The organism is Methylophaga sp. UBA3603, from assembly GCF_002375335.1.
In the GTDB taxonomy this organism is placed as follows: Bacteria; Pseudomonadota; Gammaproteobacteria; order Nitrosococcales; family Methylophagaceae; genus Methylophaga.
The window spans coordinates 242300-267559 of the sequence record NZ_DFMC01000006.1; the positions used below are offsets into that span (position 1 = coordinate 242300).

26 protein-coding genes are annotated in these 25260 nt (G+C 43.2%); 6 read left to right on the plus strand and 20 right to left on the minus strand.

Features of this window, described 5'->3' with window-relative positions; translation table 11 throughout:
• Window positions 1-4 precede the first annotated feature (4 nt).
• Window positions 5-919, plus strand: coding sequence for an AEC family transporter (locus B4F66_RS03555; protein WP_292356798.1), 915 nt, complete (start codon window positions 5-7; stop codon window positions 917-919).
• On the opposite strand, the gene B4F66_RS03560 is transcribed toward B4F66_RS03555, so the two are convergent.
• Window positions 904-1650 (minus strand): competence/damage-inducible protein A, encoded by a 747-nt coding sequence (locus tag B4F66_RS03560; RefSeq protein WP_292356797.1) that lies wholly within the window; start codon window positions 1648-1650, stop codon window positions 904-906. The two genes, B4F66_RS03555 and B4F66_RS03560, sit on opposite strands and share 16 nt — an antisense overlap.
• 2 nt (window positions 1651-1652) lie before the next feature.
• Entirely contained in the window at window positions 1653-2048 is a 396-nt protein-coding gene (locus tag B4F66_RS03565) for a group II truncated hemoglobin (RefSeq protein WP_292356795.1), read from the minus strand.
• Between the two features lie 140 nt (window positions 2049-2188).
• On the opposite strand from B4F66_RS03565, the gene fae reads away from it, so the two are divergent.
• The 3 genes from fae to yoaA all read left to right on the plus strand — a co-directional run bounded on the left by fae (window position 2189) and on the right by yoaA (window position 5350).
• Window positions 2189-2740, plus strand: coding sequence for a formaldehyde-activating enzyme (fae, locus tag B4F66_RS03570; protein ID WP_226074375.1), 552 nt, complete (start codon window positions 2189-2191; stop codon window positions 2738-2740).
• Between the two features lie 147 nt (window positions 2741-2887).
• Window positions 2888-3388 (plus strand): hypothetical protein, encoded by a 501-nt coding sequence (locus B4F66_RS03575; protein ID WP_292356792.1) that lies wholly within the window; start codon window positions 2888-2890, stop codon window positions 3386-3388.
• 39 nt (window positions 3389-3427) lie between these two features.
• Window positions 3428-5350, plus strand: coding sequence for a DNA repair helicase YoaA (gene yoaA, locus B4F66_RS03580; RefSeq protein WP_292356790.1), 1923 nt, complete (start codon window positions 3428-3430; stop codon window positions 5348-5350).
• 32 nt (window positions 5351-5382) lie between these two features.
• Here the strand turns inward: yoaA and B4F66_RS03585 are convergent, their stop codons facing one another.
• The 13 genes from B4F66_RS03585 to B4F66_RS03645 form a co-directional block, all read right to left on the minus strand.
• Complete coding sequence (locus tag B4F66_RS03585; RefSeq protein ID WP_292357105.1) at window positions 5383-5754, minus strand: DUF2237 family protein; 372 nt, start codon at window positions 5752-5754, stop codon at window positions 5383-5385.
• A gap of 14 nt (window positions 5755-5768) precedes the next feature.
• Entirely contained in the window at window positions 5769-6155 is a 387-nt protein-coding gene (locus B4F66_RS03590) for a 4a-hydroxytetrahydrobiopterin dehydratase (protein ID WP_292356789.1), read from the minus strand.
• Between the two features lie 583 nt (window positions 6156-6738).
• Window positions 6739-9189, minus strand: a complete 2451-nt coding sequence (locus tag B4F66_RS03595; protein ID WP_292356787.1) for a cation-translocating P-type ATPase — start codon at window positions 9187-9189, stop codon at window positions 6739-6741.
• Between the two features lie 62 nt (window positions 9190-9251).
• A complete protein-coding gene (locus B4F66_RS03600) occupies window positions 9252-9503 on the minus strand; it encodes a hypothetical protein (protein WP_292356785.1) in 252 nt (83 codons plus the stop codon).
• Between the two features lie 713 nt (window positions 9504-10216).
• Window positions 10217-10699, minus strand: a complete 483-nt coding sequence (locus tag B4F66_RS03605; protein ID WP_292356783.1) for a hypothetical protein — start codon at window positions 10697-10699, stop codon at window positions 10217-10219.
• A 495-nt stretch (window positions 10700-11194) separates the two neighbouring features.
• The gene (locus tag B4F66_RS03610; protein ID WP_292356781.1) at window positions 11195-12253 is read right to left on the minus strand and encodes an SDR family oxidoreductase; all 1059 of its coding nucleotides are present in this window, start codon (window positions 12251-12253) and stop codon (window positions 11195-11197) included.
• A 249-nt stretch (window positions 12254-12502) separates the two neighbouring features.
• Window positions 12503-13681 carry a zinc-dependent alcohol dehydrogenase gene (locus tag B4F66_RS03615; RefSeq protein WP_292356779.1) on the minus strand — a complete coding sequence of 393 codons (1179 nt, stop codon included), beginning with the start codon at window positions 13679-13681 and terminating at the stop codon, window positions 12503-12505.
• 201 nt (window positions 13682-13882) lie between these two features.
• Window positions 13883-15037 (minus strand): cysteine desulfurase family protein, encoded by a 1155-nt coding sequence (locus tag B4F66_RS03620; protein ID WP_292356777.1) that lies wholly within the window; start codon window positions 15035-15037, stop codon window positions 13883-13885.
• Window positions 15038-15244: 207 nt separating this feature from the next.
• Window positions 15245-16045, minus strand: coding sequence for a quinoprotein dehydrogenase-associated SoxYZ-like carrier (locus B4F66_RS03625; protein ID WP_292356775.1), 801 nt, complete (start codon window positions 16043-16045; stop codon window positions 15245-15247).
• A gap of 11 nt (window positions 16046-16056) precedes the next feature.
• The gene (locus B4F66_RS03630; protein WP_292411094.1) at window positions 16057-16956 is read right to left on the minus strand and encodes a quinoprotein relay system zinc metallohydrolase 2; all 900 of its coding nucleotides are present in this window, start codon (window positions 16954-16956) and stop codon (window positions 16057-16059) included.
• Between the two features lie 88 nt (window positions 16957-17044).
• Window positions 17045-17311, minus strand: a complete 267-nt coding sequence (locus B4F66_RS03635; RefSeq protein ID WP_292356771.1) for a DUF4242 domain-containing protein — start codon at window positions 17309-17311, stop codon at window positions 17045-17047.
• A 73-nt stretch (window positions 17312-17384) separates the two neighbouring features.
• Entirely contained in the window at window positions 17385-17975 is a 591-nt protein-coding gene (locus tag B4F66_RS03640) for a TetR/AcrR family transcriptional regulator (RefSeq protein ID WP_292356770.1), read from the minus strand.
• A 209-nt stretch (window positions 17976-18184) separates the two neighbouring features.
• On the minus strand, window positions 18185-18601 hold the full coding sequence (locus B4F66_RS03645) for a MarR family winged helix-turn-helix transcriptional regulator (protein WP_292356769.1): 417 nt from the start codon (window positions 18599-18601) through the stop codon (window positions 18185-18187).
• Window positions 18602-18698: 97 nt separating this feature from the next.
• Here B4F66_RS03645 and B4F66_RS03650 point away from each other — a divergent pair, with 97 nt between their 5' ends.
• Window positions 18699-19007, plus strand: a complete 309-nt coding sequence (locus B4F66_RS03650; protein WP_292356768.1) for a hexameric tyrosine-coordinated heme protein — start codon at window positions 18699-18701, stop codon at window positions 19005-19007.
• A gap of 36 nt (window positions 19008-19043) precedes the next feature.
• On the opposite strand, the gene B4F66_RS03655 is transcribed toward B4F66_RS03650, so the two are convergent.
• The 5 genes from B4F66_RS03655 to ccoN all read right to left on the minus strand — a co-directional run bounded on the left by B4F66_RS03655 (window position 19044) and on the right by ccoN (window position 24221).
• Window positions 19044-20252, minus strand: a complete 1209-nt coding sequence (locus B4F66_RS03655) for an NnrS family protein (RefSeq protein ID WP_292356767.1) — start codon at window positions 20250-20252, stop codon at window positions 19044-19046.
• A 35-nt stretch (window positions 20253-20287) separates the two neighbouring features.
• Window positions 20288-20845 carry a DUF488 domain-containing protein gene (locus B4F66_RS03660; protein WP_292356765.1) on the minus strand — a complete coding sequence of 186 codons (558 nt, stop codon included), beginning with the start codon at window positions 20843-20845 and terminating at the stop codon, window positions 20288-20290.
• Entirely contained in the window at window positions 20845-21072 is a 228-nt protein-coding gene (locus B4F66_RS03665) for a hypervirulence associated TUDOR domain-containing protein (RefSeq protein ID WP_292356763.1), read from the minus strand. Before B4F66_RS03665 ends, B4F66_RS03660 begins: the two co-directional genes overlap by 1 nt.
• Before the next feature lie 69 nt (window positions 21073-21141).
• Complete coding sequence (gene nirK, locus B4F66_RS03670) at window positions 21142-22452, minus strand: copper-containing nitrite reductase (protein WP_292356761.1); 1311 nt, start codon at window positions 22450-22452, stop codon at window positions 21142-21144.
• A gap of 341 nt (window positions 22453-22793) precedes the next feature.
• A complete protein-coding gene (gene ccoN, locus B4F66_RS03675; RefSeq protein ID WP_292356759.1) occupies window positions 22794-24221 on the minus strand; it encodes a cytochrome-c oxidase, cbb3-type subunit I in 1428 nt (475 codons plus the stop codon).
• Window positions 24222-24323: 102 nt separating this feature from the next.
• Here ccoN and B4F66_RS03680 point away from each other — a divergent pair, with 102 nt between their 5' ends.
• Window positions 24324-25166, plus strand: a complete 843-nt coding sequence (locus B4F66_RS03680; protein ID WP_292356757.1) for a LysR family transcriptional regulator — start codon at window positions 24324-24326, stop codon at window positions 25164-25166.
• Window positions 25167-25260 lie beyond the last annotated feature (94 nt).

Consider the following 25260-nt stretch of genomic DNA (forward strand, 5'->3'; position numbering starts at 1 on the left):
TCCGATGTTTATGGTTTTGGCGCAAATGGCCGTGTTAATTGCCTGTGGTGCGCTTTGGCAGGCCTTGGCTCCCAGGCATATTCCGGCGCTGGCACATCGCCGGGCTCTGACCGATCTGGTTTTTTATATTCTGTTGCCAGCCATGGTGATTGATGTGATCTGGCAAGCGCCGCTTGATATCACTTCAATGAAGATATCGTTGTTGGCAATGAGTGGTCTGGCGACAGCAGCCTTGTCTATATGGCTGGTATTAAAAGTGATACCGGTCACCAATGCTCAAAAAGGTGCGTTGATCCTGGCGGCAACTTTTCCCAACGTCACCTATCTTGGCTTGCCAGTATTGGATCAAGTGCTTGGCAGCTGGTCAAATGCCATTATTTTGCAATACGATTTATTTGCTTGTACCCCCATACTGATGACGGTGGGCATGTTAATGGCGGGATATTATGGCAGCCACGATCAGTCCTCACATCCATTAAAAAGCCTGATAAAAATACCACCATTATGGGCAGTGACCATCGCAGTGCTATTAAATCTGCTCAATGTGGAACGTCCTGATTTTATTCACTCTGCGTTGCAAACGCTATCAGGTGGCGTGGTGCCATTAATGTTGATAGCACTGGGCATGAGCATTCGCTGGCAGAGTCTGCGATTGAACCTGTTACCACTATTATTACCGGTTGCAGCAATTACCTTATTTATGGCGCCAGCGGGTGTTTGGCTGGTGACTCAGGTTCTGAATTTGCCGACCGATATTATGACCACGGTGATTTTATCGGCTGCCATGCCGACGATGGTCTTTGGTATTGTGATCTGTGAACGCTACGGCTTGGATACATCGCTTTACGCGGCAGCGGTAACATTAACGACCGTGCTCTGCATGGCGAGTTTACCGCTGTGGTTTTACTGGATTAACTGATCGGACCAGACAAAACCCGCTTGATCCACCGCCTGTTTAATCAATTGCATGGCTTGTTCAACCTGATCCAAATCGCCGCGCAGACTGAATTCGATATGGGGGGGATCACCCAGATGAGGCAGACTGGATAATTTCAGAAGTGGATAATCGTTAACAATCTGATTCATTACCGGTAACAAATCCGACTCACGTCCACGTTGAACAAAAATAGTCTGCTCTGTTGCTGGGCGCTGGTTTTTTAAATGCGCATACAGGTTATCCAGAACCCATTCGACCATCGGCCAGGCCATCTCTGGAAAGCCCGGAGTGAAGTGATGGTTTGCATAAGAAAAACCTGGTATACGATTGATTGTATTGGGGATTATTCTCGAGCCTTCTGGAAGGTAGCCCATCAATATACGATTGGGGTAAGCATCCTCGCCAAACCGCGCTTCGATTTCAGCAGTTGCTTCGGGGTGAGGGATTAATGGCACATCGGCAATTTTCGCAACAGTCTGGCGCGTTCTGTCATCGGGTGTTGCGCCGATGCCACCGAAACTGAACACCAGATCGTCACTGCTCATGCTGTAACGCAAAGCTCGTTCAAGTTGTTGTGGATCATCCCCAACAATCAAGGTCCAGCTTAGTTCAAGACCGCGTTTGGCCAGCATGATTTGCAATTGATTGAAATGCTTGTCCTGACGTTTACCGCTGAGAATTTCATCGCCAATTATGACCGCGCCAATATGCATGTTTACTCCGTTTCCTGTCGATTACGCATAAAATCTGCGGTCTGGGCAAAAGAACTCATTAACTGTTCAGCAAATAATGGATCCAGATCCATGGTTTTCAGGGCTTGAGCCATGCAATACAACCATTGATCGCGCTCTTCAATACCGATTGAAAAGGGAAGATGTCTGGCTCTTAATCGTGGGTGTCCATATTTTTCTATATAGAGTGAGGGGCCGCCGAGCCATCCGCTCAAAAACATAAAGAGTTTATCTTCACTGATTTGAATGTTTTGCGGATGTAAGCCACGGATTACTTCGGTTTGCGGCGTCTCACACATAATTTTGTAGAAGGTATGACAAAGTTTGCGAACGGCAGGTTCACCGCCAATGCGTTCATAAGGTGTTGCAATATCGGCCATGCTGAATCCATGCTCAAATCAGTGCAGTTTACTCTGCATCTATGTACTCATAAAGGGTTATAAGGTTGCGACATCAGGTTCAGACACGGATAATGAACTGTTCTATCTAACCCTCTCACTAATTAAAGGAGCTATAGCTTATGAGTGAAAGAATTGTGATGCGAACAGGTGAAGCACTGATCGCTGATGGTCCACCATTAACTGCCGCGGAACCAGAAGTCGTTATCGGCGAACTGGATGGACCAGTAGGAACCGCATTTGCCAATTTAATGGGTGATCAGGTTAAAGGTCACTCGCGCGTATTAGCGCTGATGAATACCGATGTTCAGGTTCGTCCTGCAACAATTATGGTCAGTAAAGTGACTGTTAAAAATACCGCCTACACCAATATTCTGATGGGTACGGTTCAAGGTGCAATTGCCAATGGTGTTTTGGATGCTGTTCGTAACGGTACTATCCCTAAAGAAAAAGCCAATGATTTAGGCATCATCGTTTCTGTCTGGTTAAACCCTGGCATCACCACGGTTGAAAACCTGGATCATGAAGCGTTATTTGATGTACATCGTCGTGCTACAACGCGTGCTATCGAGAAAGCGATGAATCATGAACCAAGCATCGATTACCTGTTGGAAAATCAGGATAAGCTGGTTCATAAGTATTATCAGAAAGAACTGGATGCGAAAAAATCTTAATTGAATTTTTTGCAAAAATGACGGTCGTAGGTATGTAGGTTATTCACAGCCTCGACAAAATTTACGGTTTGTCTGCGAAAGCAGGCAGACCGTTTTTTTTTGCCATGTATAATGCTTGAATGTGAATAAAGGCGGTCAGAGAGACAAATGGATTTATATTCCATCGATACATTAATGCATGAAACGCGACAACTGGCCGCACGTTATCGTCAGGCAACTGGCAGCACTTTGCCAGTTACTGGGGAAATTGCCCGTTTTGATGCCGCAAAATCTTTGGATCTGCAGTTACTGGATAATTTAAATTCCAGTTATGACGCCGTAGGTAAAAGTGGCGCATTAGCCGATCAAAAATTGGTGATTAAAGGTCGCGCCATTTTTGATACCAGTAAATCCACCCCACGAATTGGTCAATTGAACCCCGCCCAGGAATGGGATGGGGTGTTACTGGTATTGTTTGATGATGAATATCAGCCGGTAGAAATATTTTATGCTTCCAAGCAGGTTATTCAGGAAGCACTGAATGATCGTGAGAGTAATCGTAAAAAACGCGGCGCCATGTCTATCGCCCAATTCAAAATTATCGGTGAACGGATCTGGACGGCTGAAAATGGTGCAGAACCTGAAATTTGGGATAATCAGGCTACGTGATTTACCTAGGCTGGTTAATGGAGTCGTACGGACGTTGTTATGCAGGATGATTTACAACAGATTTTTGCTGATGGCGGCATTCTGGCCAGGCAAATCAAGGGATATCATCCGCGTCAGGCACAACAGGAAATGGCTCAGCGTATTGCCGATACTCTGGCCTCTGCTACAGTTTTAGTCGCTGAAGCCGGAACTGGAACCGGTAAAACCTTCGCTTATCTGGCACCGGCCATTTTATCGGGTCAAAAAGTCTTTATTTCCACCGGCACCAAAAATCTTCAGGATCAATTATTTAGACGTGACTTACCCACATTGCGTAAAGCGTTGGCCGTACCGTTTCAGGCGGCTATCCTCAAAGGCCGTGGTAATTATCTATGTCATCATCGACTGACTCTTGCCGAGCAGGATCCGTTATTACTTTCACAAAGTGACACATTAAGGTCATTACGTGATTGGTCACAAAGCTCCAAAAATGGCGATTTAAGTGAATCAGATTTGCTGGAAAACCAATCACACCTATGGCCCAGAGTAACCTCAACTGTAGATAACTGTCTGGGACAGCAATGTCCTGAATATCAGCAGTGTTTTATTGTGGAAGCCCGTCGACGGGCACAGGAAGCTGATATTGTGGTGATTAATCATCACTTGCTTATGTCGGATTTTGCTTTGAAATCTGCAGGGCAGGGTGAAGTATTACCCACCGCCGATGCTTTTATAATCGATGAAGCACATCAGCTCCCAGCGATTGCAGGCCAGTTTCTTGGTAATCGAATCAGCAGTAATCAAATCGTTGAATTATGTCGTGATACCGTGCAGGAAGTTCAGGAACACGCAGCCGACAGCAAGACTCTGGGATTACATGCAGAAAAACTGCAAGCCAAACTACAATCATTACGACTGCATATTGGCAATGTCGAACAACGTACACCCTGGTTAACGCAATTATTCAATGACGAAATTAAAAATAACTTCAATGAGTTAGTGGATTATCTTGAAGTGTTTGAATCAGAGCTTGAACCACTGGCGGTACAGAGCCCAGGCCTATCCCAATGCCATGTTCGAGCTAAAGAGTTAGTCAATATTATTCAGTTATTCTCTGAGCAAAATGACGATAACCTGGTGCTGTGGCTAGATAATCGACCAACCGGATTTGTTTTACATGCCACCCCGTTTGAAATTAGTCAGCATTTTCAACAATGGCTGGAAGAAAAACCGGCAGCATGGGTTTTCACCTCAGCAACCTTAACCGTTGCCGGCAAGTTTAATCACTTCTGTCAGCATCTGGGCATAGAAAACGCTGAATATGCCAGTTGGGAAAGCCCGTTTGACTACGCAAAACAAAGTCTTTTGTATTTACCCAATATTCCAGTTGAACCATCAAATCGGCAATACAATCAATATGTTGCTGATATTGCTAAAGAAGTTATTTTGCACAGTCAGGGTCGCATCTTCTTATTGTTTACCAGTTATCGGGCAATGCATGAAGTAGCAGAATTACTGGCCGATCTGGATTATCCATTGATGGTGCAGGGGAGTGGAGCGAAAGCCACTTTATTGGAGGAGTTTCGACAGCATGGTAATGCCGTATTACTCGGCACCAACAGTTTCTGGGAAGGTGTAGATGTTCGCGGTGAAGCTTTATCTTGTGTATTAATCGATAAAATTCCATTTGCCTCACCTGGCGATCCGGTATTGGAAGCACGCATCAATAACCTGCGGGAGCGGGGCGGTAATCCGTTTCGAAGTATTCAGATCCCTTCTGCAGTCATTCAGTTAAAGCAGGGAATAGGTCGATTAATTCGTGATGAACAGGATCATGGGGTGTTGATCCTGTGTGATCCACGGCTGTTAAATAAACCATACGGCAAAGTGTTTATGCGGAGTTTGCCCGCCATGCCGATCACACAGGATATCAATCAGGTCGAAGATTTCTTTGTACAACGACAAGTTAAAGCTGCCATTTAGTCATGTTAAATCAATCACTAAAAGTGTAAATCTCACATCAAATCTAACGCATATTTCTTTAATAAGGCTAATGGAACAATCTCTGTTGCCCGCTGATGAGTACTGGCAAGCACGACTTTGGGCGCTACATCATGTTGTTCTGCCTCCAGCCAGCGCTGAGCACACAGACACCACCGATTACCTGGCTTTAACCCGGGAAAATCAAAATCCGAAACAGGGGTGCTTAAATCATTGCCACGAAACCTTGAAAACTCAAGAAACGCCTGAGTTACTTCAACACAAACCGTATGTGAGCCAAAATCCTGATCATTGGTATTACAACATCCATCGCGAAAAAAGCCAGTGAGCGGATCATGACTGCAACTTTGTAACGGTTCACCAAGAACATTTAATGCAGGGTTGATTTCCAGTTCCATAATTAATCGTATTTAATATATTTAAAACGGGCATCATCGGGCGTACCAACAAGAGCACCACCTTCAATCAGGCCTGGCTGCCACATAACGACTTCTTCGATTTTTCTCGCTAGCTCAAAATCTTTATCAGTAATGCCTTTGGCAGCATGATTGGTGAGCTTAACGATAACGAAAGCATAGGAAACAGTGAGGTCAGGGTGGTGGAAGGCGGCTTCTGCCAAGTGTCCGACTGTATTAACGACCATTAAAGTGGATTTCCAACCGCTGGTTTTATATTTACGGCGGATCCAGCCATTCTCGAGATACCAGTTAGGTAACTCAGCCTTGAGCCGTTGTTCGACTTCAGCATCGGAATAGGTTTTCTCGTTTTCAGTTTCTCTCCAGCTCATATTAATTTCCTCATTATTTTATAAACCAACTAATAAGAGAGTCAGTGTAAAGCAATATTAAGTTTCACACTCACTACAGAATTGTTTGGATGGTGCTTAATTTAGGTTAGGACCAACATAGAAACATCGCTTTTTGGTCTGAAAATGTACGAGGTAAGCCAAAACGGATAGGGTTACCGAAATTAAGTTGCTAAGTACTCACATTCGTTATTGAACTTGTTAATCGATATTAAATTTAACATAATATACATTATACGAACTTATGAAATGACAATAATTCGAGATAATCCATGCTCAAAAAAACAGTTTCGAGTTAACTTCAGATAATATGTGTTATGACAAAAGATTGGTTTTCTAAGATCGTTCAAAATTTAAAATCTGAGCGTTTTCACGATACAAACCCCACAAGATTTTAAATTCTGCATGGTTGGTAATTTGGTTAGTCAAGAAATTTAGATGTTCTCAGATTCTTAATATCGTCATACAGCTTTTCTCGTTTTAAGTGTGTCCTTGATGATTAAATGTGTGTAACTCCTCTGCCGAAAAATATAGATAATTGAAATTATTATCACTTGCTCAACAACTATCCTCTATTGAACTTTCCTCGCCACACTATCAGCGATATAAATACAGCTGCAGAAATACAAATCAACAAATCAGTTATATGCAGAGGTGACATGTGAAATACCGCTGAGACTGATGGTATTTGTACTATCACTATGCTGACGAATATTGTTGTTGCAACAATAATTTTTGAAGCCATGCTGGACAATTCACTCAAAGTGATTGTTACTGCAACGCTAGTAGCTATGAGCATGACCATTGCCATTGCTCTCGCATGGTTGACGTCATTATTACTCCCAAGGCTGAATAAATAGGCAACAAATAGCATCAATGTCGTAACTAGACCAGCACTGAAAATAGTGACCCAGTGCCTTTTAGCAAAGAATGTTTCATTTTCAACACGATGAGTCTCGGACAGTTTTTTCCCAAGGGGCATTTCCTGAAATACCAACAAGGCAGTTGGATGAATAATCAGCTCTAACCAGACTATGTGTAAAGGTAAATAGAGAAGAGGGAAACCGAAAAGCGGAATGATTGCTGCTGTTATAACCAATGGGATATGAATGATTAGGAGGTAAGCAAAACTGAGCTGAAGATTTTTGAACAGTTGACGACCAGCGAGAATTGCATGGATGATAGTTCGAAAATTGTCATCCAGCAGAACTACTGACGCCGACTCACGAGCACTTCGAGTTCCTCGCTCTCCCATGGCGATGCCAATGTCTGCAGCTTGAAGTGCAGGAACATCATTAACCCCATCACCGGTGACAGCCACTGTCTCTCCCATCGACTTGAGCATTGTCACGATCTCAAGCTTCTCCGATGGTACTGCGCGAGCGACAACGTCAATGTCTTTGAGCTGCTCAGGATGAGATTTCAAAATATTTTTCAGTTCATCAGCATTGATAATAGTAAGTGGCTTCCCTCCCCCTAAGCCAATTTCGTTGGCAACGGCTCTGGCTGTTAGTTGGTGATCTCCTGTAATCATCAATACATGAATATGACTGTGTAAGCATTCTTGGATGGCATCAGAAACGCCTTTGCGAACTGGGTCTTCAAAAGCCAACAAGCCGGCAAATTCATAATTTATTTCAGGCTCAGCATCGTGCCAGGATGACAAACTCATAATCAGGCTTGCACAACCAATGACCTTATGTCCAGTCATGGCAAGTTCACTAACCTGATTATTCCAATCTGCAAGCTCCTGTTCGCTGAGAGTACACATCTTGAGAATCGTCTCAGGGGCACCTTTTACGCATACTTTTAGAGTTTCGCTATCCCATTTGTAGATGGCGGTTTCTCGTTTGCGATCCTCCGTGAAGGGAAAGGTAGCCATAGCGGAGCCATAATCTTGCTCGGACGGACTGCGCTGTAATATCTCAAAATCCAGTGGGTCATGGGTTTCACTTCGTGACGCACCTGCAGCAGTTTTGAGCAGGTCTGTTTCACTGGCCTCTTTAGCCGGGAAACAGTGAACAAGTTTGAGCTTGCCTTCTGTTAGCGTACCGGTCTTGTCTGAGCAAATATAGGTGATGCGTCCAATATTCTCCACCGCTACAGCACGCCGTACTAGCGCGCCACGTTGAGCCAAGCGATAAATACCCACTCCAAGATAAAAAGTAAAAACAACGGGGAACTCCTCAGGGAGTGCTGCCACTGCTAAAACCAGTGCACTCATAAGCGCATCCAGGTAACCAAAGCCTTGATATAGTCTTACCAGAGCAAGAAGAAGGCAAAGAAGTGTCGCGGCAATAATCAATATGCCTACAAGATGGGCTATGGCTTTCTGTAGCTGGGTCCTTTCATTACGGCTTTGTACTACCGACCTGACAATTTCGCCATAAAGTGTTTCGCAGCCAGTAAAAATAACACGTACTTTGGCGCTTCCTGTCAGTAGCCTGGTTCCAGCATAGACCCAATGAACTGAATCTACCGAATTTTGCGTCGTTTCTGGATCTAATCTTGGTATGGACTGCTTGCGTAAAGGAAACGATTCGCCGGTAATTACTGATTCATCAAATTGTGAAACTTCAGCGCTTAGTAGAACCCCATCCGCAGGAATATAGTCTCCAGCTGTTAACAAAACGAGATCGCCGGGTACGATCTCAGCCGTTGTTATCTGCATACTGGAGCCATCACGTATCACATGTGCAGTTGCAGCTAGTCGATTTTTGAGGCCTTGAGTGGAGGTTTGTGTTCTTCGATGTAAGTAAAAATCCATTCCAATCAAGGGGATTATTGCTGCAAAGAGTACGAAAGATTCGACAAATTCGCCCAATGACAAGAATAGAATTGAAGTTGCTACCAGAAACCAAAGCATCGGATCACGTAGTGTGTCTTGCAGTGCTATCAGTAATGGCGAAGCCGATGTGTCGATTATGTCATTAGGCCCGTATTTCTTGATCCGAAGCGCCGCCTCTGCCTTTGATAAACCTTGATTGTTACTTAATATGCCCTGCAAACGATCCATGGGTACGTACCGATGCATGACTTATTCCCTTGATTCAGTGAGAATGGTTTCTTAGTAGGCCATCAAAGATGATAATAAATTTGGTTGAATAGCCAAACAGCCAAACCTATAAATATTGACCAGAAACAGAGCCCTTTAAAATACCCCATCAAACTCAAAGACCATGATCTATTTCCGTCATTCATAGCTGGTAAGCCCCCAGAAGCTATCTTGAGAAGCTCTGGCGACATTAGTACAAGCAGCGTAACAACGCCACCAATTATGAGGATTGTCAGAGCCGCAGCCAGTATGAATTTATAGTTATGTAATTTCATAGTGGGTTCCTCCATCCACCATTAATCCAATTGCTGATGGTCATTTTTCAAAAAATACAAATATGCCCACTAATAATAGTTATACCCCATAGTTACTCTCATAGATTGTCGTAATCAACAATATGATTGCAGTACGTTTTCTATCTGTTCCTGTCGATCAACACTATTGAATGGGCAACATAATCCTACCTCAGGAAAATATCTCTATGTTGCAGATTACTAGTGATAACTATTTCCTCACCGATAACCATTAGCACTTTGGATAAAATGCTTGTAATTTCAATTATTTCCCAACATTGACAATATGTGTGATGTGGCCTACTGGCAATCGATATGGGAAGTAAACAAAAACCAATAGATGAGGCGATCTTGATTGCGCCCCTCTTTATCTCATGCACGGGTCGCATTGATCCATTAAAAGCAAAGACATTAACATTATGTGATGTCAATTCTAGTTCGATTATTTTATAAGGTAATGATTTACTATCTTTAGGGAATAAAATTGGTGAATAACCAAAACGACGAATCAGCTCAGCGATACCGAGCCTCGAAATAAGTCTTTTTTAACAATGCAGACAAAATAGTCCTTTAGAAGGAATATATTTCCCATGCCAAAACAACATTAAAGCTTGTAATCGCAACTCAATAACTATTTCTAACTTTTTGCAAATGCGAGCCACGATGACGGGCCGAGAATAGAAAATTTGCTTGGGTCATTGCATTTCACTTTGAGCACTATCCTTCTTTTCAGATAATGGGTCAGACTTTGATTTGTTTTCAATCCTAAAAATAGGAGATTTAAGAAGTTGTTCCGAAACCTCATAAACCAAGATCTTTTCTATTTTATGGTTGTCATAATCACAAAGCTTCGACTCTGAGTCCGGATTTCTGCTCAGACAGGAATTCAGATGAAGGTAGAATTTAAAAACAACGACATGCTCGCTTTCATGCTCGGTAAATACTACATATTCAATAAGCTCGGGCATCATGGTTTCCACGACTACGGGACGATGTTTAATATCAAGAGAAACTCCCAACACTATTATGGATAGCTGATCATCATCAAATCTCAAAGAGCCAACTGGATTTTCCTCTTGTCCATGGTGCTTCCTGAGTTCTAGCATGAATTCCTTATGCCTTTCTCTTAGCCGTTTTAAATTTTCAGCTGCTTTTTCTATATTAATAACATTGCTCATATGAAACTCCTATTCAACTTTACGATTTACCGTAGCATAGGCGTATCAGCCTTAGTGGCTTATTAAATTTACATTTTAAGATGAAATACTTTACAAAACTTCACCTAGACAGGAAGTTGTATCCGTATTTTTAGAGATTCATATGAGCACATCTCTAGTAGATCACACATCAATTTAAAGATGACTTTTAAAAACCACCTTTGTATTGTTGCAGCATAAGACATACTTTTAATACAAATCTCGGCATAAGCTCGACATTCACAGCCAATAATCAGACTGATATTTACTACCATAAAAAATATGTATTTAATTAAATCAATAGATTAAGTCGGTGCAAGTGGACATGCTTTTACTGAGAATGACAACAAACCCCACAAGATTTTAAATTCTGCACGGCTTGTAATTCATTGACTCCAGATATTCAGATTGTCTAAATGGAATCTTTTTTCACATTACAAAATTATATAGTCACCAGGTTGCTACCTACCATTGAAATCATGGAATAATCTTTTCAGCACGTAAACGATCAAACAGGTCAAAAAAAGCAGCTTTTGTTTCGCGGAAATGATCGAAACCGAAATCGCGTGTCTTAGTCGTATCGTTGACGCACTCTTGATCCCGCCCCAGGTCTGCATCGGTATGCCACCAGGAAGCCAGTTTGCTAATGTCCGACTCAACCAAATCATGCTTTTTAGCAATTTCACGCCAGGTCACATCTGCTTCGCCCATCTGATTTTCCAATGGCTGCGGTGTTTCAGGGCAATCCGCGACTTCAAGACCAAAATACTCGCCGATTTCACGCCACATGCGTCTCCAGCGAAAAACATCGCCGTTAACCGTATTAAAAGCCTGATTTGCTGCGCCTGGAGTTGTTGCGGTCCACTCCATCTGGCGTGCCAGAACTAATGCATCGGTCATATCGGTTAGCGCATTCCACTGAATTTGCGAACCTGGAAATACGAATGGTTTGTCTTTTGCCCTGCAGATCGTGGCATAGACTGCAAGCGTTGTCCCCATGTTCATAGCGTTACCTCGGGCGTAGCCGATCACTGTGTGTGGACGATGCACATTCCAGGAAAAGCCTTGACGCCGGGCGGTTTCGAACAACACATCTTCAAGCGCATAGTAAAAGTTGTCGCCGGGGACTCGTGGTTCGGATTCGCGAAACGGTGTCTCAGTGCGACCGCTACCATATGCTTCGAATGAACCGAGATATTGTTTGGTCCCGGTTACTAGTGATGCGTGTTGTAGGTCGGCATCTTCAAGCGCTGAGAAAAGATTACGCATCATGCCACTGTTGGCCTCAATGTTAGCCTTCTCATTATCGCGACGTATCCATGTGCAGTAGAAAACATGAGTGATCGGCAGACCGGCTAATGCCTCTCGGGTAGCCGAATCATCCAGCAGATCTGCAGTTACCGGAATCACGCCGCTCTGTTCAGTCGCGTGCCGTGAAAGACCAAATACCGTCCATCCGCTGGCAACCAAATATGAAGCCAGATTACCGCCGGTTATCCCGGTGGCGCCAACGACTAGTGCAGTACCTTTCCGCATGAGTATGTCTCCTTTCGGGAATGGGGTCAGCCCAGATAAGTCGCTTACAGGACTCATTCCAGCCATTTATAGGATAAAGTCCCTAAAGGGACTTTATTATTCGAAATTTTGATTTGAATAGAGAAAAACGTGACATATTTTCCCTAATTAAATGGCTTGAGAGCTAGTTCATTCAATACGATACAGTAATTTAAATCGGCAGAAACTGCTTATGAAAATGAAGCACCAATTTAGCAGATAGCTTGGCAGTCAAGGGGTCAGAACGACCTTGATACAACCTTCCTCATGTTTCTGAAATAATTCATAGCCGCGAGGCGCATCGGCAAGTGCTAAACGGTGGGTAATAATCTGTGAAAGATCGATCCCACCCTCTTCTACATGCTTTAATAATGGCTCTAGGTAACGTTGCATGTGGGTCTGCCCAGTCTTGATAGTGAGCCCTTTGTTCATCACTGCGCCCATCGGAAACATATTCACGAATCCGACATACACCCCCGGTATCGATAGCGAACCGCCCTTCCTACAGCACTTGGCGATTTGTTGCAGCACATATGGATTTGGAACCCCTTTGACGTGGGCCAGGTCCTTCGCCGTGTCCATTATCGAATTTACAGCACCATGTCCATGTGCTTCCGCTCCAACCGCATCAATGCAGCCGTCCGGGCCACGACCACCGGTCATTTCCATCAATCGTTCGTACACTTCATCTGGATCGAAGCTGTCGATGATTTCTGCGCCGCCAAACGACTTCGCCATCGCGAGGCGTTCGGGAATGTGATCGATGGCGATAACTCTTGCAGCACCAAGCATCCAAGCACTGCGGATCGCAAACTGGCCGACTGGACCGCAGCCCCAGATTGCGACGGTATCTCCTTTTACAATATTCGCATTCTCAGCGGCCATGTAACCGGTCGGAAATATGTCGGACAAGAACAATACTTTTTCATCCGGTAGACCGTCCGGCACTTTGATTGGACCGACATCCGCGTGAGGCACTCGCACCAGTTCTGCCTGGCCTCCAGAAAACCCGCCGGTCATGTGGCTGTAGCCGAACATTCCGCAGGTTGCATGTCCCATCTGCGCTTCAGCCAAATGCGACTTGGGATTGGAGTTATCGCAGAGAGAGTACATCTGTTTTTTGCAGAAAAAGCATTCCCCACATGCTATTGTGAAAGGAACCACTACCCGGTCTCCGACTTTCAATCTTGTCACCGCCGAACCGATTTCAACGACTTCGCCCATAAACTCATGGCCGAGGATGTCGCCTTTTTCGAGCGTTGGCACGAGCGCGCCATACAGATGAAGGTCGGACCCACAGATCGCGGTAGCCGTAACCCTGATAATCGCGTCATGGGGATCCTGCAAAACGGGATCGTCAACGGTATCAACCCGGACGTCCTCCTTGCCGTGCCAGCAGAGTGCTTTCATATCGTAAATTCCTAAGAGAATGTTAATAAGATTTTATTCTTGGGAATCTATTCACTCTGTTCGCAATCCAACATTACATATTATTAAGCCTTAGCGATACAATTTAAGATTTTCAATTCTGAATTATCACTTAAGCCGTTAAACACTAAATTCAGATTTTCTCAGATGTTTTATGTAGTTTTCTGAATGACTAATCAAAGCCTATGAATACGCTTGTGTAAGTTGCTGGTGAATAATTTCTATAGCGCGATCAATTTGTGCTGCATCGTTGTAACGGCCGAAACTGAATCTGAGTGATGAGGTAGCTTCTGCTTCTGTAAGACCTATGGCAGACAAAACATGCGATGCTTGGGGATATTCGCTATTACAGGCTGAACCCGTGGAAGCACAGATTTCGGGTTGCATCCCTGCCAATAAATTTGTGGCATCAACATTTGCAAACCTGATATTCAGGCAACCTGGGTGGGTGTTATCCGTTGTGCCATTAATAGTGAAATCAATATCATTGTTTCTGAGACCAGCCAGAAACCGTTGTTTCATGGAAGACAGCCAGGTTCTGTTGTGCTCTGCCCCTTCCCTGCTTAATTCCATCGCTTTGGCAAACCCCACTGATAAGCCGGTAGGCAGCGTACCTGAACGTTGACCGAACTGCTGACCGCCACCATGTATAAACGGTGGCAGTGATGCTTGCAGCGAATTTTTGATATAAAGCGCCCCAATACCTTTCGGGCCGTATACTTTGTGTGCCGATAAACTCAGCATGTCGACATTCCATTGTTTGACATCAATATCAATGGCTTCAGGCGCTTGTGCCGCATCACAGTGAAAAATTGCACCAACGTTATGGGCTAATTCAGCAAGTTTCTGGATGGGCTGAATCACACCAATTTCATTATTGACCGCCATCATTGAAACAAACAAGACCTGATCATTGAGCATGGATTGATATACATCAATATCCACTAACCCGCTTGAATCAACCGGAATTTCGCTTACCTGATAGCCAAGTTTATGGGCAAAAAAATACGCCGCATTTTTAATACATTTATGTTCAATTGAACTGATTAGTATCTTGTTACGCTTTGTAGTATTGGCAAACAGGACGCTTGCAATCACCTGATTATTTGATTCGGTAGCCCCCGAAGTGAAAATAATCTCTTCTGCGGATGCATTTATACACGACTCAACTGTGGATCTGGCCATTTCGGCAGCCTCAGCAGACTGGCGCCCAAGAAAATGTGCTGAATGTGGATTGGCAAACAGATCATCACTATAAATCGCCATCGCTTCACGAACTTCAGGTTCCAAAGGCGTTGTAGCTTGATAATCTAAATAGATGGAGTTGCCAATCAGCACGATAATTTCCTGTAATTAAAATAATTTTATAGCGAATTGTTTATTTTGCCTGCCATTTAAACCTATGACTGTACGTTATTCAAATAAGCCACCCTATCAGCTGCAACCATTAAAACAAAACGACCTACTCCCGATATCCTGGAGTAGATCGCTGAATCTTTTAATAATTAAAATGGATATTGGACCCTACCCGTATCGGGCTTTGATTCAGATAGTTTTGTCAGCAGTGTAAGTCGTCTCTTTACTGTCAATAACGGTCGCTTTCAAAACGCCTGATTTAGTTGGTTTGAAGGTGAAATGCACACTGGGATCTTCACTGAAAGAAATGCCCATATCAACATTGAATAAAGGCTGATCAGCATAATTTACCGACATTGTTTTTACATAATGAGCAGGAATATAACGTCTGGTTTCCTGGTCGAACTGCAAGCCATTATAGTTTGGATGACTTATCATTACCTGGGCCGTAACATCATTACCTAATTCGGGCTTACGCATCCTGATCAGCATTTTACCCAGACGTGATTTTACAGCCTCTGGATCTTTCTGCACCGGTGCACTACAGCCACCTGACGCTTTCACAAAACGCGATACCATATGTAACGTACCGTCATTCATTTCAACAATAGCCCGGACATTCGAATATTGCTGAAAGCGCATGCGAAACGTCAAATCCACCTGTTCCATAGCTGGAGTTAGATGAAAATTGGCGGAATAAGGATCTGGATTGTCATCAATTATGATGTGGATATTTTTAATATAACTTTCCGCTGTCTGAGGTTTGAGTGATTTAAGCGTCAGCGGCACGATGGCAGCATCTTCAGCACGTGATGGAGCTTCTAAAACCAGCCAGTCATCGGCATCGGTTAAAATTGTTTTATTATCAAAATATATCTCTTTTAGAACAGGCCACATCGGTTCTTTTTCTGTTTTAGCGTACGCGGTGTTTAATAGCATAAAACTAATAGATACTGCCCAAAGTGTGTGACGTAAGATATTGTTAAACATGTTAATTCCCCTTACTCCCATTCCAACTCGGTAAATGCAGATGTGACATTACGTTTGTGATATTCCTCAAACAACAGCCACTTATTTTCTTCACTCACGCCAACATTTTCAGTTGCCTGATTGATGGTGCCCATATCATTGATAATCTCCCGAACTTGTTGCCGAATCAGAATGAAGTAATTCTTTTCCTTTTCAAGCGCTGCTTTCCAGTCTTGATGGAGGACCGGGCCGTGTCCAGGGATTACAGTGGCAATATCCATATCCTTTAATTGCTCTATTGCATCCAGCCAGCCATTAATACTTCCATCCAGTGCGGGAATACGCTCAACAAAAAGCAAATCTCCAGTCCACATAGTTTTGGTATTGTTGTCGAGCACCACCAAATCGTTATCGGTATGGGCTGTGGGGAAAGCCATAAGTGTCAATTTTCGGTCGCCTAAATCGATATTTTGTGGCTCGCCTATACTGACTAAGCGGGTAGGTGCAATAAATTCAGCATTGCCGTATGCATCACCCAGAATTTCCTTGAACCTGGTTTCATAGAAGCTACTCCTTGCGGCCATTGCGGCGGGTAATTTGGCACTGCCGACAAAAGTGGTTTGGGGTTCTTTAAATGCCGCATTGCCCAGAATATGATCAGGATGGACATGCGTGTTGATGACATAGCAAATCGGTAAATCACTTTGTTTTCTGATGGATGCAAGTAATGATTTTCCTTCGAGATAACTGCCACCGGTGTCGATTACTGCAATGCAATCATTACCTATAATAAAACCGACATTGGCAATTTTGCCTTGATTTTCCTCATTGGCATCTTCATGTACGCCTTCATGGAAAAAAATGCCTTCTGACACCTCATTCACCACATAACCATTATCAGCATGTGATATTTGAGCCGTCACACTCGCCATCAATAAGCAGCATTTCATTAAAAATTTGACAGAATTTTTAGTTAGGTAAGGCATCGTCACCCTCCTTCGTTATCAGGCGTTAAAACACTTAAAGTGTTGGCTTCAGCATTTGTTTGACCTCAGAGATACTATTAGTGGGAAAACCACCCTTTTCGGCATGTTCTCTAATCGTATCGGCATCGGGTGCACGATAAATACAGTAAATTTTATCGTCGGTTACATAGCTCTCAACCCACTCGATTCGTGGGCCCATATCTTTTAATACACAGCAGGATGTCTCGGTAATCTGGTCAAACTCTGCTTGTGTCAAGTTACCTGCACCCGCAATCTCTCTTTCTATTACAAACTTTTTCATTGTTAATCTCCTTTTAAAAGCGACCGGTCGTCTTTTATTCGAGCCTAAAAAAAAGCCTTTTGGCTTTGCGTGATTAATTAGTGATGTAGTTATCCAGAAGTTCTGCAGTAAAGCGTTGCAAAGGGATAATGGATTGTTCAATTTTCATATGCAGTAATGCGCCCTGCCAGGCATCGAAAAGTAACCTTGCCATCGTTGCAGGCGAAATATCGGTACGCACAATTCCTTGTTGCTGTGCTGATAACAGCCCTTGTTCCAATAATGTGCAATATTGGTTAATCGCTGTTTTTAAGGCCTGACGACAAACATCACTGACACCACCGATCTCCCCCATCAAATCACCCAGTAAACAACCACCTTTGAAATCGGAGTTTTCCAGCTCTTGGGTCAAAGACTCAAAATAAGTTTTGATCGCGGCTAAGCCATCAAGCTCAGAATTGTTCAGGTAAGACTGTAACCGAGTTATAAACGGCTCAATATAATGCGTGATCGCTTCTGCCGTAAAATTCTCTTTACTCTCAAAATAACTATAAAAAGAACCTTTGGGCACATTCACAGTATCCAGCAGCAGCTTGACCCCGGTGCCATGATAACCGTGCATCATCATCAGTTGAATACCCTGATTGAGGATTTGTTCTCTTTTAAATTCTTTTAGATTTGCCATAGCATAAAAAATACGACCAGTCGTCTTTAAAGTCAAGTGACTGAGTGAAAAATTATCGGATAAACACCCTTAGGTAATGAACGACATATTAAAAAAAGTGATCAACTAAGCAATGTGAAATCTCATCGAGTCTTGATTAGTGCATTTTCAATCTCATTATCTTGACGAAGAAAGAAGAACAGACCTGGTACACACTGTGACTGGTTTATTTATAGATTGTTTTTGATTTTATTGCACATTGCTATTAACTGATTAACCTCAGTCTCATTCAAACCCGTTGCACACAATGCCAATTTGGCAATATTTTCACCCTCATCAGCAAACTCACAGCCCTTTGCAGTCAAGACCATGGATTTAGTTTTATCGTTATCTGGCACACTTTCTCTAACAAGATATCCGTTAGATTCCAGCTTTCTTAAAATGGGTGACAAGGTCGCTTTGCTCAAGCCAACTGCTTTTGCAAGCTGCGTGGGTGATGCACCATCGTTTTGCCATAACGCCATCATGACAACAAACTGCGGATAGGTGAGCCCATGTTGTTTTAACAGCTTTCCATATGCCTTGGTGACCTCCCCACTTGTTGAGTACAACGCAAAACACACTTGATCTTGTAGTAACGGTCCCATGGATATCCTGTAATTTTAAATAGGTACTTGACTTACTTGTTTTCGGGTTATATTGTTTGTGTACGAACATTTCGCCAACAAACATAGGATAACTCAAATGAAACAGTACTATTCAATATTGTTAATGACTTTGCCGTTGTTACTCCCAATTAACCTCTCTGCCAACGAGATGGCAGCAGAAGATAATTATGTACCAACATTAATTACCGAAACGCCTTATGAAGGCAGGCAGCTGGCCATTAAAATCGTACGAAAAACCATTGGAACCATTCAGACTGACGCTGCTGCCAAACATCGTGTAAGAGCAAAATATGCTGAAGATCCTGCCCTATTAATGGATGCCGCTGAGCTAGTGGCAATTGAATTCAAAACAATAGCTATTGCCAACGATTATTGGCGTGAATAAAAAACTGCTTTGTTAACTTGTGAAATGGTTATCGGGCTAACCCGGCTTTCCATCAGGTCTGGGTGTCGTTAATATTGGTAAATAAATAATGACATAAAGAGTGTAAGCCGTTGCCCAGGCAAGGACGCTAAACCATAACCAAAAAGATATTTGTGCTGGGAATAACCAAATCAACAGTGTTCGAGTCAAGCCGACAGAAATAATCAACATAAAGGCCAGTGACATCAATCGTTTTGGTGTTAAGGATCTTCCACTATGTCCCAATGAGACCCGAGACATCATACTAAGAATCATTGTCCCCATGGCACCAGCAGTCAAAGCATGTAAAGCCACACTATACGGTATGGCGAGACCGGCATAATAGGCTGAAAACATTAACAGCCCCAACGATATGAACCAGTAACCGATATGTAACGACCAGAGCAATGGGATGTGAAACGTAATCCAGATCTTCCAACGAAACCCACGAATAAATACCAGCACTGCTGCAATAGCAAACAACACGCTTAATACAATGGATGGAATGAATTTCGTCAGCATTAAAAAATGTAAGGCAAACAGCAGCCAAATACTCATTAGTGCCGTTTTATCCAGCCAGGCAATATTGTTCACTTTGGCCGTTTGAGTACCGTTGGCGGTAAACATGGGAATTACACGACCACCAATCACCGTCATTAATAGTGTGATAAGTAAAACGGCATTGAGACTGCCTGCCTGCTGAATATCCGGGCGCTCCATCACAAGGCCTGCGTACATAAACGTATTGCAGATAGTCAGTAATAACAGCACCGGAATGAAAAACAGGTTTTTGTTTTGTTTGGCTCGTAAAATAGGTTTCGCCAATAACCAGGCGCTTACCGGTAAAAAACTGAGATCAATCGCTATTACTAACCATAGTGGCAAACCTGCACCAAATAATAATGCCAGTCTTCCGGCCAGCCATAACAGTACGATAATTATTAACGTGTTGCCGTGCGGTGCTCGCTGCCCTGTCCAACTCTGAACTGCGGTTAACAAAAATCCAATGACAATTGCAGCAACAAAGCCGAAGATCATTTCATGGCTATGCCAGAACAACTGGTTGCCAACAAACTCGATGTTAAGTTGCCCGGAAATAACCAAGCCCCACAACAACATGGCAATCACACTGAAGCTTGCGCCAAACAAAAATAACGGTCTGAATGCCTGACGAAATAAGGGAATGATGGCTTTTTCCTGGTCAGATAATTGACTTTCTTTCGTCATAATTTAGTTTCCTGGAGTTACAGTGAGTGCGAAAATCACGTCGTACTCTTAGTGATTTTTACCTCTTCATAGGGGTAGGTGACTAAGTTGTCGTCTTGCACAATCGCACCTTTAGTCAACCTTGCTGGTTCGATTTTGTCGGTGTTTATTAAATGAAATACCCTCTCCCCGCGTGCAATAAGATGATCAGCCACTATTCTGCGATGACATCGCCACCATACAGCCTCAGAGCACATTAATGCGCAGCATTCTTTTCGTCCTAAATTTATGAGTTTTTCTAAACCGTCTTGAAAATCAGGCGTCATCGCGTAGTCGGCATAATTTTGGAAACTACGATTTTTCCAAAAGCCATTCGCCTCATTTGAAATCGCTTTTATCTTGCTGCGACGTCCACCAAGTTCAGTCAGATGGAGGTAATTAATATGGTGCTTGGCCAAAGTGAGTGGCAAAACATCCTCGTTATATTGAGGATTTGTTCGTGAACGCGGAAATGAACGAATATCTACCACAAGCATTATATCTGCTGGACTTAACAATTGGATAAACTCATTCACCGTACGAGTCGAGTGGCCGACAGTATAAAACGGCAGCATTATGACTTCTGTTTGCTCGCTGTTTTTGTTAGTGCTGACTCTTTGTGCGCGGCGATATGATCGGTTTTATCGCTTTTGATTTCGTATTGAGGGTCATCTTTGGATGCGCGATGTGTGTGACCTTTGTAATCAAAATCATGTGTGTGAATTTTGCTGATCGTGCCTCCAACTTTACCCGCTTCGGAATTCCAGGTGACATGGTCCCCGACCTTGAACTTGTGAGACATAAAGCTTCCTCCAAATCAATTTTAGATAACTGAAAACCAGATCAATGCTGGTTCAGCTTGAAAATTTTGTTAAGGATTGGTTTCTAATTTCTTAAAAATGTTCGGATCTTTTTCTCCGATAGCCTCAATGACGCCCCAGGCACCTTTATCTGTTCTCATCAAGGCATGATCAACCAGCACATAATGCCCAGGATAATCCACATTAAATTCCACAATAGTGGCGCCACCGGCCGGGATATTTGTGGTTTGTACATTCTTGAATTGCGCACCATTCATCGAGGCTTCTGGATACACGGTGTCAAAGATCTCGCCGACCAGATGAAATGAAGAGTTCATCGCCACTCCGCCATTACCGATATACAGTCTGACGGTATCACCGACATTCACCTGCATATTGTCGATAACAGCGCCGGTTCGACCGTTAAACACCACATATTCTGGTTCAGAATCGAGCATTTTTTTTGCATCAAAAACTTGCAAGCCTTTTCGACCAACCGCACCTGTGGTGTAAAGCTCAGCTTGCATCAGATAAAACTCTTTATCTACCTCAGGCAAACCTGCTTCAGGTTCAACCAGAATGAGGCCATACATACCATGCGTCATATGTACTGCCATATTTGGTACGGCGCAGTGGTAAACAAACAGACCTGGATTAAGTGTTTTGAAACGTATGGTTTTACTTTCGCCCGGCTCAACTACAGTGGCTTCGCCCCCACCACCTGGACCGGTAACGGCATGCAGATCAATATTGTGCTGATGCAAACTGGTCGCGTGGTTGTGTAGTGTTAGTTCAACGGTATCACCCTGTTTCACCCGAATCATCGGTCCGGGAACGGTACCGTTAAAAGTCCAGTAATTAAAGGTGATCCCCGGAGCCAGTTCTGCAAGAATCTCTTTGGTTTCCAAGGTGATTTTGGTGACATTTTCTGAATCGCTATTCTGGGAAGAAACCGGATCAGGCACATTATTAGGATCATGGGCAATATCATCAATCCACTCAAATTGTCCGATATGCCGAAAGAATGTCAGCACATTGTTAAGAGGAAGCCCAGGGCCTTTGCCCGGGCCATATGATTCAACATACATTGGATACTGAAACATATACATTTTGCCAATTGAAACGGACAGAAACGCGGCGATACCTATGATAAAAACCAGCATGGAAATGACATAAGCACGGGAGTGCATTTGATGAATCAGTCGCATAAAGAAAAATAGCGAAGCCGTTGCGGCAATGACAAAACCAAACATCTGGATCAAACTGGTTTTGAGATAAGCCAAAAGCGAAAAACCACCAAGGGCCAATATCACCATTAAACTCAGTAATAATGCTGCAGCGACCGTAATGGCCAATATATTTGAAAGCCGGTAAAGATTCATTATCGTTCCTAGATGAAAACGTAGACTTTCGCGATTAAAGCCAAAGATTACTTATCAGGAATATAACAAAAAACAATAATATAAGCCCGGTAATACGCATTTATAAAAATATAGAAAAGTATGATTTGGATTTTGAAGGTTGATGTTTTTCACCTTCCAGCAAATCCTCTAAGGGAATATGGGCATGTGAGTCATATAGCTTTTTGTTATCCGGGTGAAATACCCATAGCGCTATTACCCGCAGGCAACACAGACCAATAAAAGACGTCACAACAACCAGCCAATGTCACATTAAAAATGCGACGATAATCTTTGCAAACAACCACAAAATATCCATCATATTAACCTGGCTGTAATGACACTTTTGCTTCTGACGCTTTTTTATTAGCAAGATGAATAGTCGTCAGTACGTTGATTAACATCACTACCGCTCCGCAAAAGAATATAAATCCTCCCATGGCTCGCATAATGTAATAAGGATGCATCTGTGCCACGGACTCTACAAAGGTATAAGACAAATTCCCATACTCGTCATAGGCACGCCACATTAAACCTTGCATGATTCCAGCCACCCACATAGAGGTGATATAAATAGCTGTGCCTATGGTGGCCAACCAGAAATGGACATTCACCAACCTGACAGAGAACATGGTGGTATTCCACATCCGTTCAACCATATGATAAAGCGCGCCAATTGAAACCATGGCGACCCACCCTAAAGCGCCTGAGTGCACATGCCCAATTGTCCAGTCTGTGTAATGTGATAACGCATTGACCGTTTTAGATGCCATTACCGGTCCTTCGAAAGTGGACATTGCGTAAAAGGCGAGAGACACAATGAGAAAACGCAAAATATAGTCTGTCCGAAGTTTGTCCCATGCCCCACTAAGTGTAAACATCCCATTTAATGCCCCGCCCCATGATGGAATGATCATGGCTAATGAAATGGCGGCACCCAGAGAACCGGTCCAGTCAGGTAATGCGGTGTATTGGAGATGATGAGCACCGAGCCACACATAGCCAAAAATCAATGCCCAAAAGTGGATGACCGATAGACGATACGAATAGATTGGTCGCTCAGCTTGTTTGGGCACAAAGTAATACATGATTCCCAAAAAGCCAGCCGTCAGATAAAAGCCAATGGCATTGTGGCCCCACCACCACTGAACCATCGCATCCTGAACGCCGGCAAAGATGGAATAGGACTTCCACATGCTCACTGGGATTGACAGGCTGTTAATCACATGCAAATAAGTAAACATGATCATCATGGCCAGGAAAAACCAGTTGGCAACATAGATGTGGCTGGATTTTCGATGACTCAAGGTGAGGATAAAATTAATCGTATAGGTGATCCAGACAACGGCCAGCAGAATATCAAGCGGCCACTCCAGCTCGGCGTATTCCTTACCTTGCGTAATGCCCAATGGCAAAGTGATCATGGCGCCAATGACATATAAATTCCATCCCCAGAAAGTGAACCACGCCATGGCATCGCTCCAGAGTCGCACACCACAAGTTCGTTGAATCACATAATAAGCTGTCGCCATTAATACCGATCCACCAAAGCCATACACAACAATATTGGTATGCACAGGGCGTAAGCGCCCAAAGGTAATATAGGGAATATCAAAGTTTAGAAAAGGCCAGGCGAGCTCCGAGGCAATCCATACGCCTACTGCCGTGCCAAGTACTAAATAAATACACGCACTGACACTGAAATACTTCACCACATCATAATTGTAATATTGATGTTCTTTTGCATTCATACGAATATCCAAACTCTTCTATTACCTTTGTTGTGAATAGTTTGGACGCTCATCATAGATATGTATAATGAATAATATCTTTATTTATTATCAAAATTATTGATGGATATTAATCAGGCACGTACTTTCCTGGAAATCATTCGCTTGGGTAGTTTCGGGGCTGCGGCAGAAGCACTAAATGTCACTCAAACGACCGTTACTGCTCGTGTACATAATCTCGAAAATCAGCTTGGTTGCAGGTTATTTATCAGGAATCGCTCCGGTGCTACCGCGACGCTTGATGGGGAAAAGTTTATTGAACATGCGGTAGCGATGGTGCAGGCATGGGAAGGTGCCAAGCGAAATTTACCGTTACCGACAGGTACCGAAACCATTTTCAATATTGCTGGCGAAATCAGTCTTTGGAGTCCGTTAATGCTCCAATGGTTAAACAATCTGAGTCAGGACATTTCCGAAACGGCGATTAATGCAGAAATTGGTGAACGAACCTCGTTGCATCAAAAACTTCAGCAAGGTTTACTCGATGTCATTGTCGTGCATCAACCTGAATACGGTCCCGGAATTCAGGTTGAACAAGTTCTTGAAGAAAAACTGATCTATGTCTCCGCTAAAAACCAAGCACAACCTTATATCTATGTAGATTGGGGAGAATATTTCCGTAAACAACATGATATCGCTCTGCCACATCTGGCAAGACCCAAGCTGACTATCAATCTTGGCCAGCTCGCGCTCCAGCACATCCTGGAAAATGGTGGGAGCGGTTATTTTCGAACGCGCGTTGTCCAAAAATATTTACATTCAGGAGATTTGATCAAGGTTGATAATTACCCTGAATTTACTTTTCCTGTGTATATGATGCATAAAAAGCAGACCAAAAATGCGCTCTTTCAAAAAGTGCTTAATGCATTATTTAAGGCGGGGAAAATATCTGAACCATGGTTGTGATATTGTTGAATAACGATAATTTAAGAATAAAAAGTCTTATAGGGGGCTAGCGAAATTTTTATCAACTAATGCGGGACTGTAAAAAATTCTGTGT

Coding starts and splice junctions, on each gene's coding strand:
- B4F66_RS03560 (WP_292356797.1), bottom strand. CDS start 1,650: ATGCATATTGGCGCGGTCATAATTGGCGATGAAATTCTCAGCGGTAAA.
- B4F66_RS03660 (WP_292356765.1), bottom strand. CDS start 20,845: ATGCTGCCGTTTTATACTGTCGGCCACTCGACTCGTACGGTGAATGAG.
- B4F66_RS03630 (WP_292411094.1), bottom strand. CDS start 16,956: ATGGCGAGTGTGACGGCTCAAATATCACATGCTGATAATGGTTATGTG.
- yoaA (WP_292356790.1), top strand. CDS start 3,428: ATGCAGGATGATTTACAACAGATTTTTGCTGATGGCGGCATTCTGGCC.
- ccoN (WP_292356759.1), bottom strand. CDS start 24,221: ATGAATGCAAAAGAACATCAATATTACAATTATGATGTGGTGAAGTAT.
- B4F66_RS03555 (WP_292356798.1), top strand. CDS start 5: ATGTTTATGGTTTTGGCGCAAATGGCCGTGTTAATTGCCTGTGGTGCG.
- B4F66_RS03640 (WP_292356770.1), bottom strand. CDS start 17,975: ATGGCAAATCTAAAAGAATTTAAAAGAGAACAAATCCTCAATCAGGGT.
- B4F66_RS03605 (WP_292356783.1), bottom strand. CDS start 10,699: ATGAGCAATGTTATTAATATAGAAAAAGCAGCTGAAAATTTAAAACGG.
- nirK (WP_292356761.1), bottom strand. CDS start 22,452: ATGAATCTTTACCGGCTTTCAAATATATTGGCCATTACGGTCGCTGCA.
- B4F66_RS03565 (WP_292356795.1), bottom strand. CDS start 2,048: ATGGCCGATATTGCAACACCTTATGAACGCATTGGCGGTGAACCTGCC.
- B4F66_RS03655 (WP_292356767.1), bottom strand. CDS start 20,252: ATGACGAAAGAAAGTCAATTATCTGACCAGGAAAAAGCCATCATTCCC.
- B4F66_RS03625 (WP_292356775.1), bottom strand. CDS start 16,045: ATGTTTAACAATATCTTACGTCACACACTTTGGGCAGTATCTATTAGT.
- B4F66_RS03635 (WP_292356771.1), bottom strand. CDS start 17,311: ATGAAAAAGTTTGTAATAGAAAGAGAGATTGCGGGTGCAGGTAACTTG.
- B4F66_RS03615 (WP_292356779.1), bottom strand. CDS start 13,681: ATGAAAGCACTCTGCTGGCACGGCAAGGAGGACGTCCGGGTTGATACC.
- B4F66_RS03610 (WP_292356781.1), bottom strand. CDS start 12,253: ATGCGGAAAGGTACTGCACTAGTCGTTGGCGCCACCGGGATAACCGGC.
- B4F66_RS03590 (WP_292356789.1), bottom strand. CDS start 6,155: ATGAGCTGGAGAGAAACTGAAAACGAGAAAACCTATTCCGATGCTGAA.
- B4F66_RS03600 (WP_292356785.1), bottom strand. CDS start 9,503: ATGAAATTACATAACTATAAATTCATACTGGCTGCGGCTCTGACAATC.
- B4F66_RS03665 (WP_292356763.1), bottom strand. CDS start 21,072: ATGTCTCACAAGTTCAAGGTCGGGGACCATGTCACCTGGAATTCCGAA.
- B4F66_RS03650 (WP_292356768.1), top strand. CDS start 18,699: ATGAAACAGTACTATTCAATATTGTTAATGACTTTGCCGTTGTTACTC.
- B4F66_RS03595 (WP_292356787.1), bottom strand. CDS start 9,189: ATGGATCGTTTGCAGGGCATATTAAGTAACAATCAAGGTTTATCAAAG.
- fae (WP_226074375.1), top strand. CDS start 2,189: ATGAGTGAAAGAATTGTGATGCGAACAGGTGAAGCACTGATCGCTGAT.
- B4F66_RS03645 (WP_292356769.1), bottom strand. CDS start 18,601: ATGGGACCGTTACTACAAGATCAAGTGTGTTTTGCGTTGTACTCAACA.
- B4F66_RS03575 (WP_292356792.1), top strand. CDS start 2,888: ATGGATTTATATTCCATCGATACATTAATGCATGAAACGCGACAACTG.
- B4F66_RS03680 (WP_292356757.1), top strand. CDS start 24,324: ATGGATATTAATCAGGCACGTACTTTCCTGGAAATCATTCGCTTGGGT.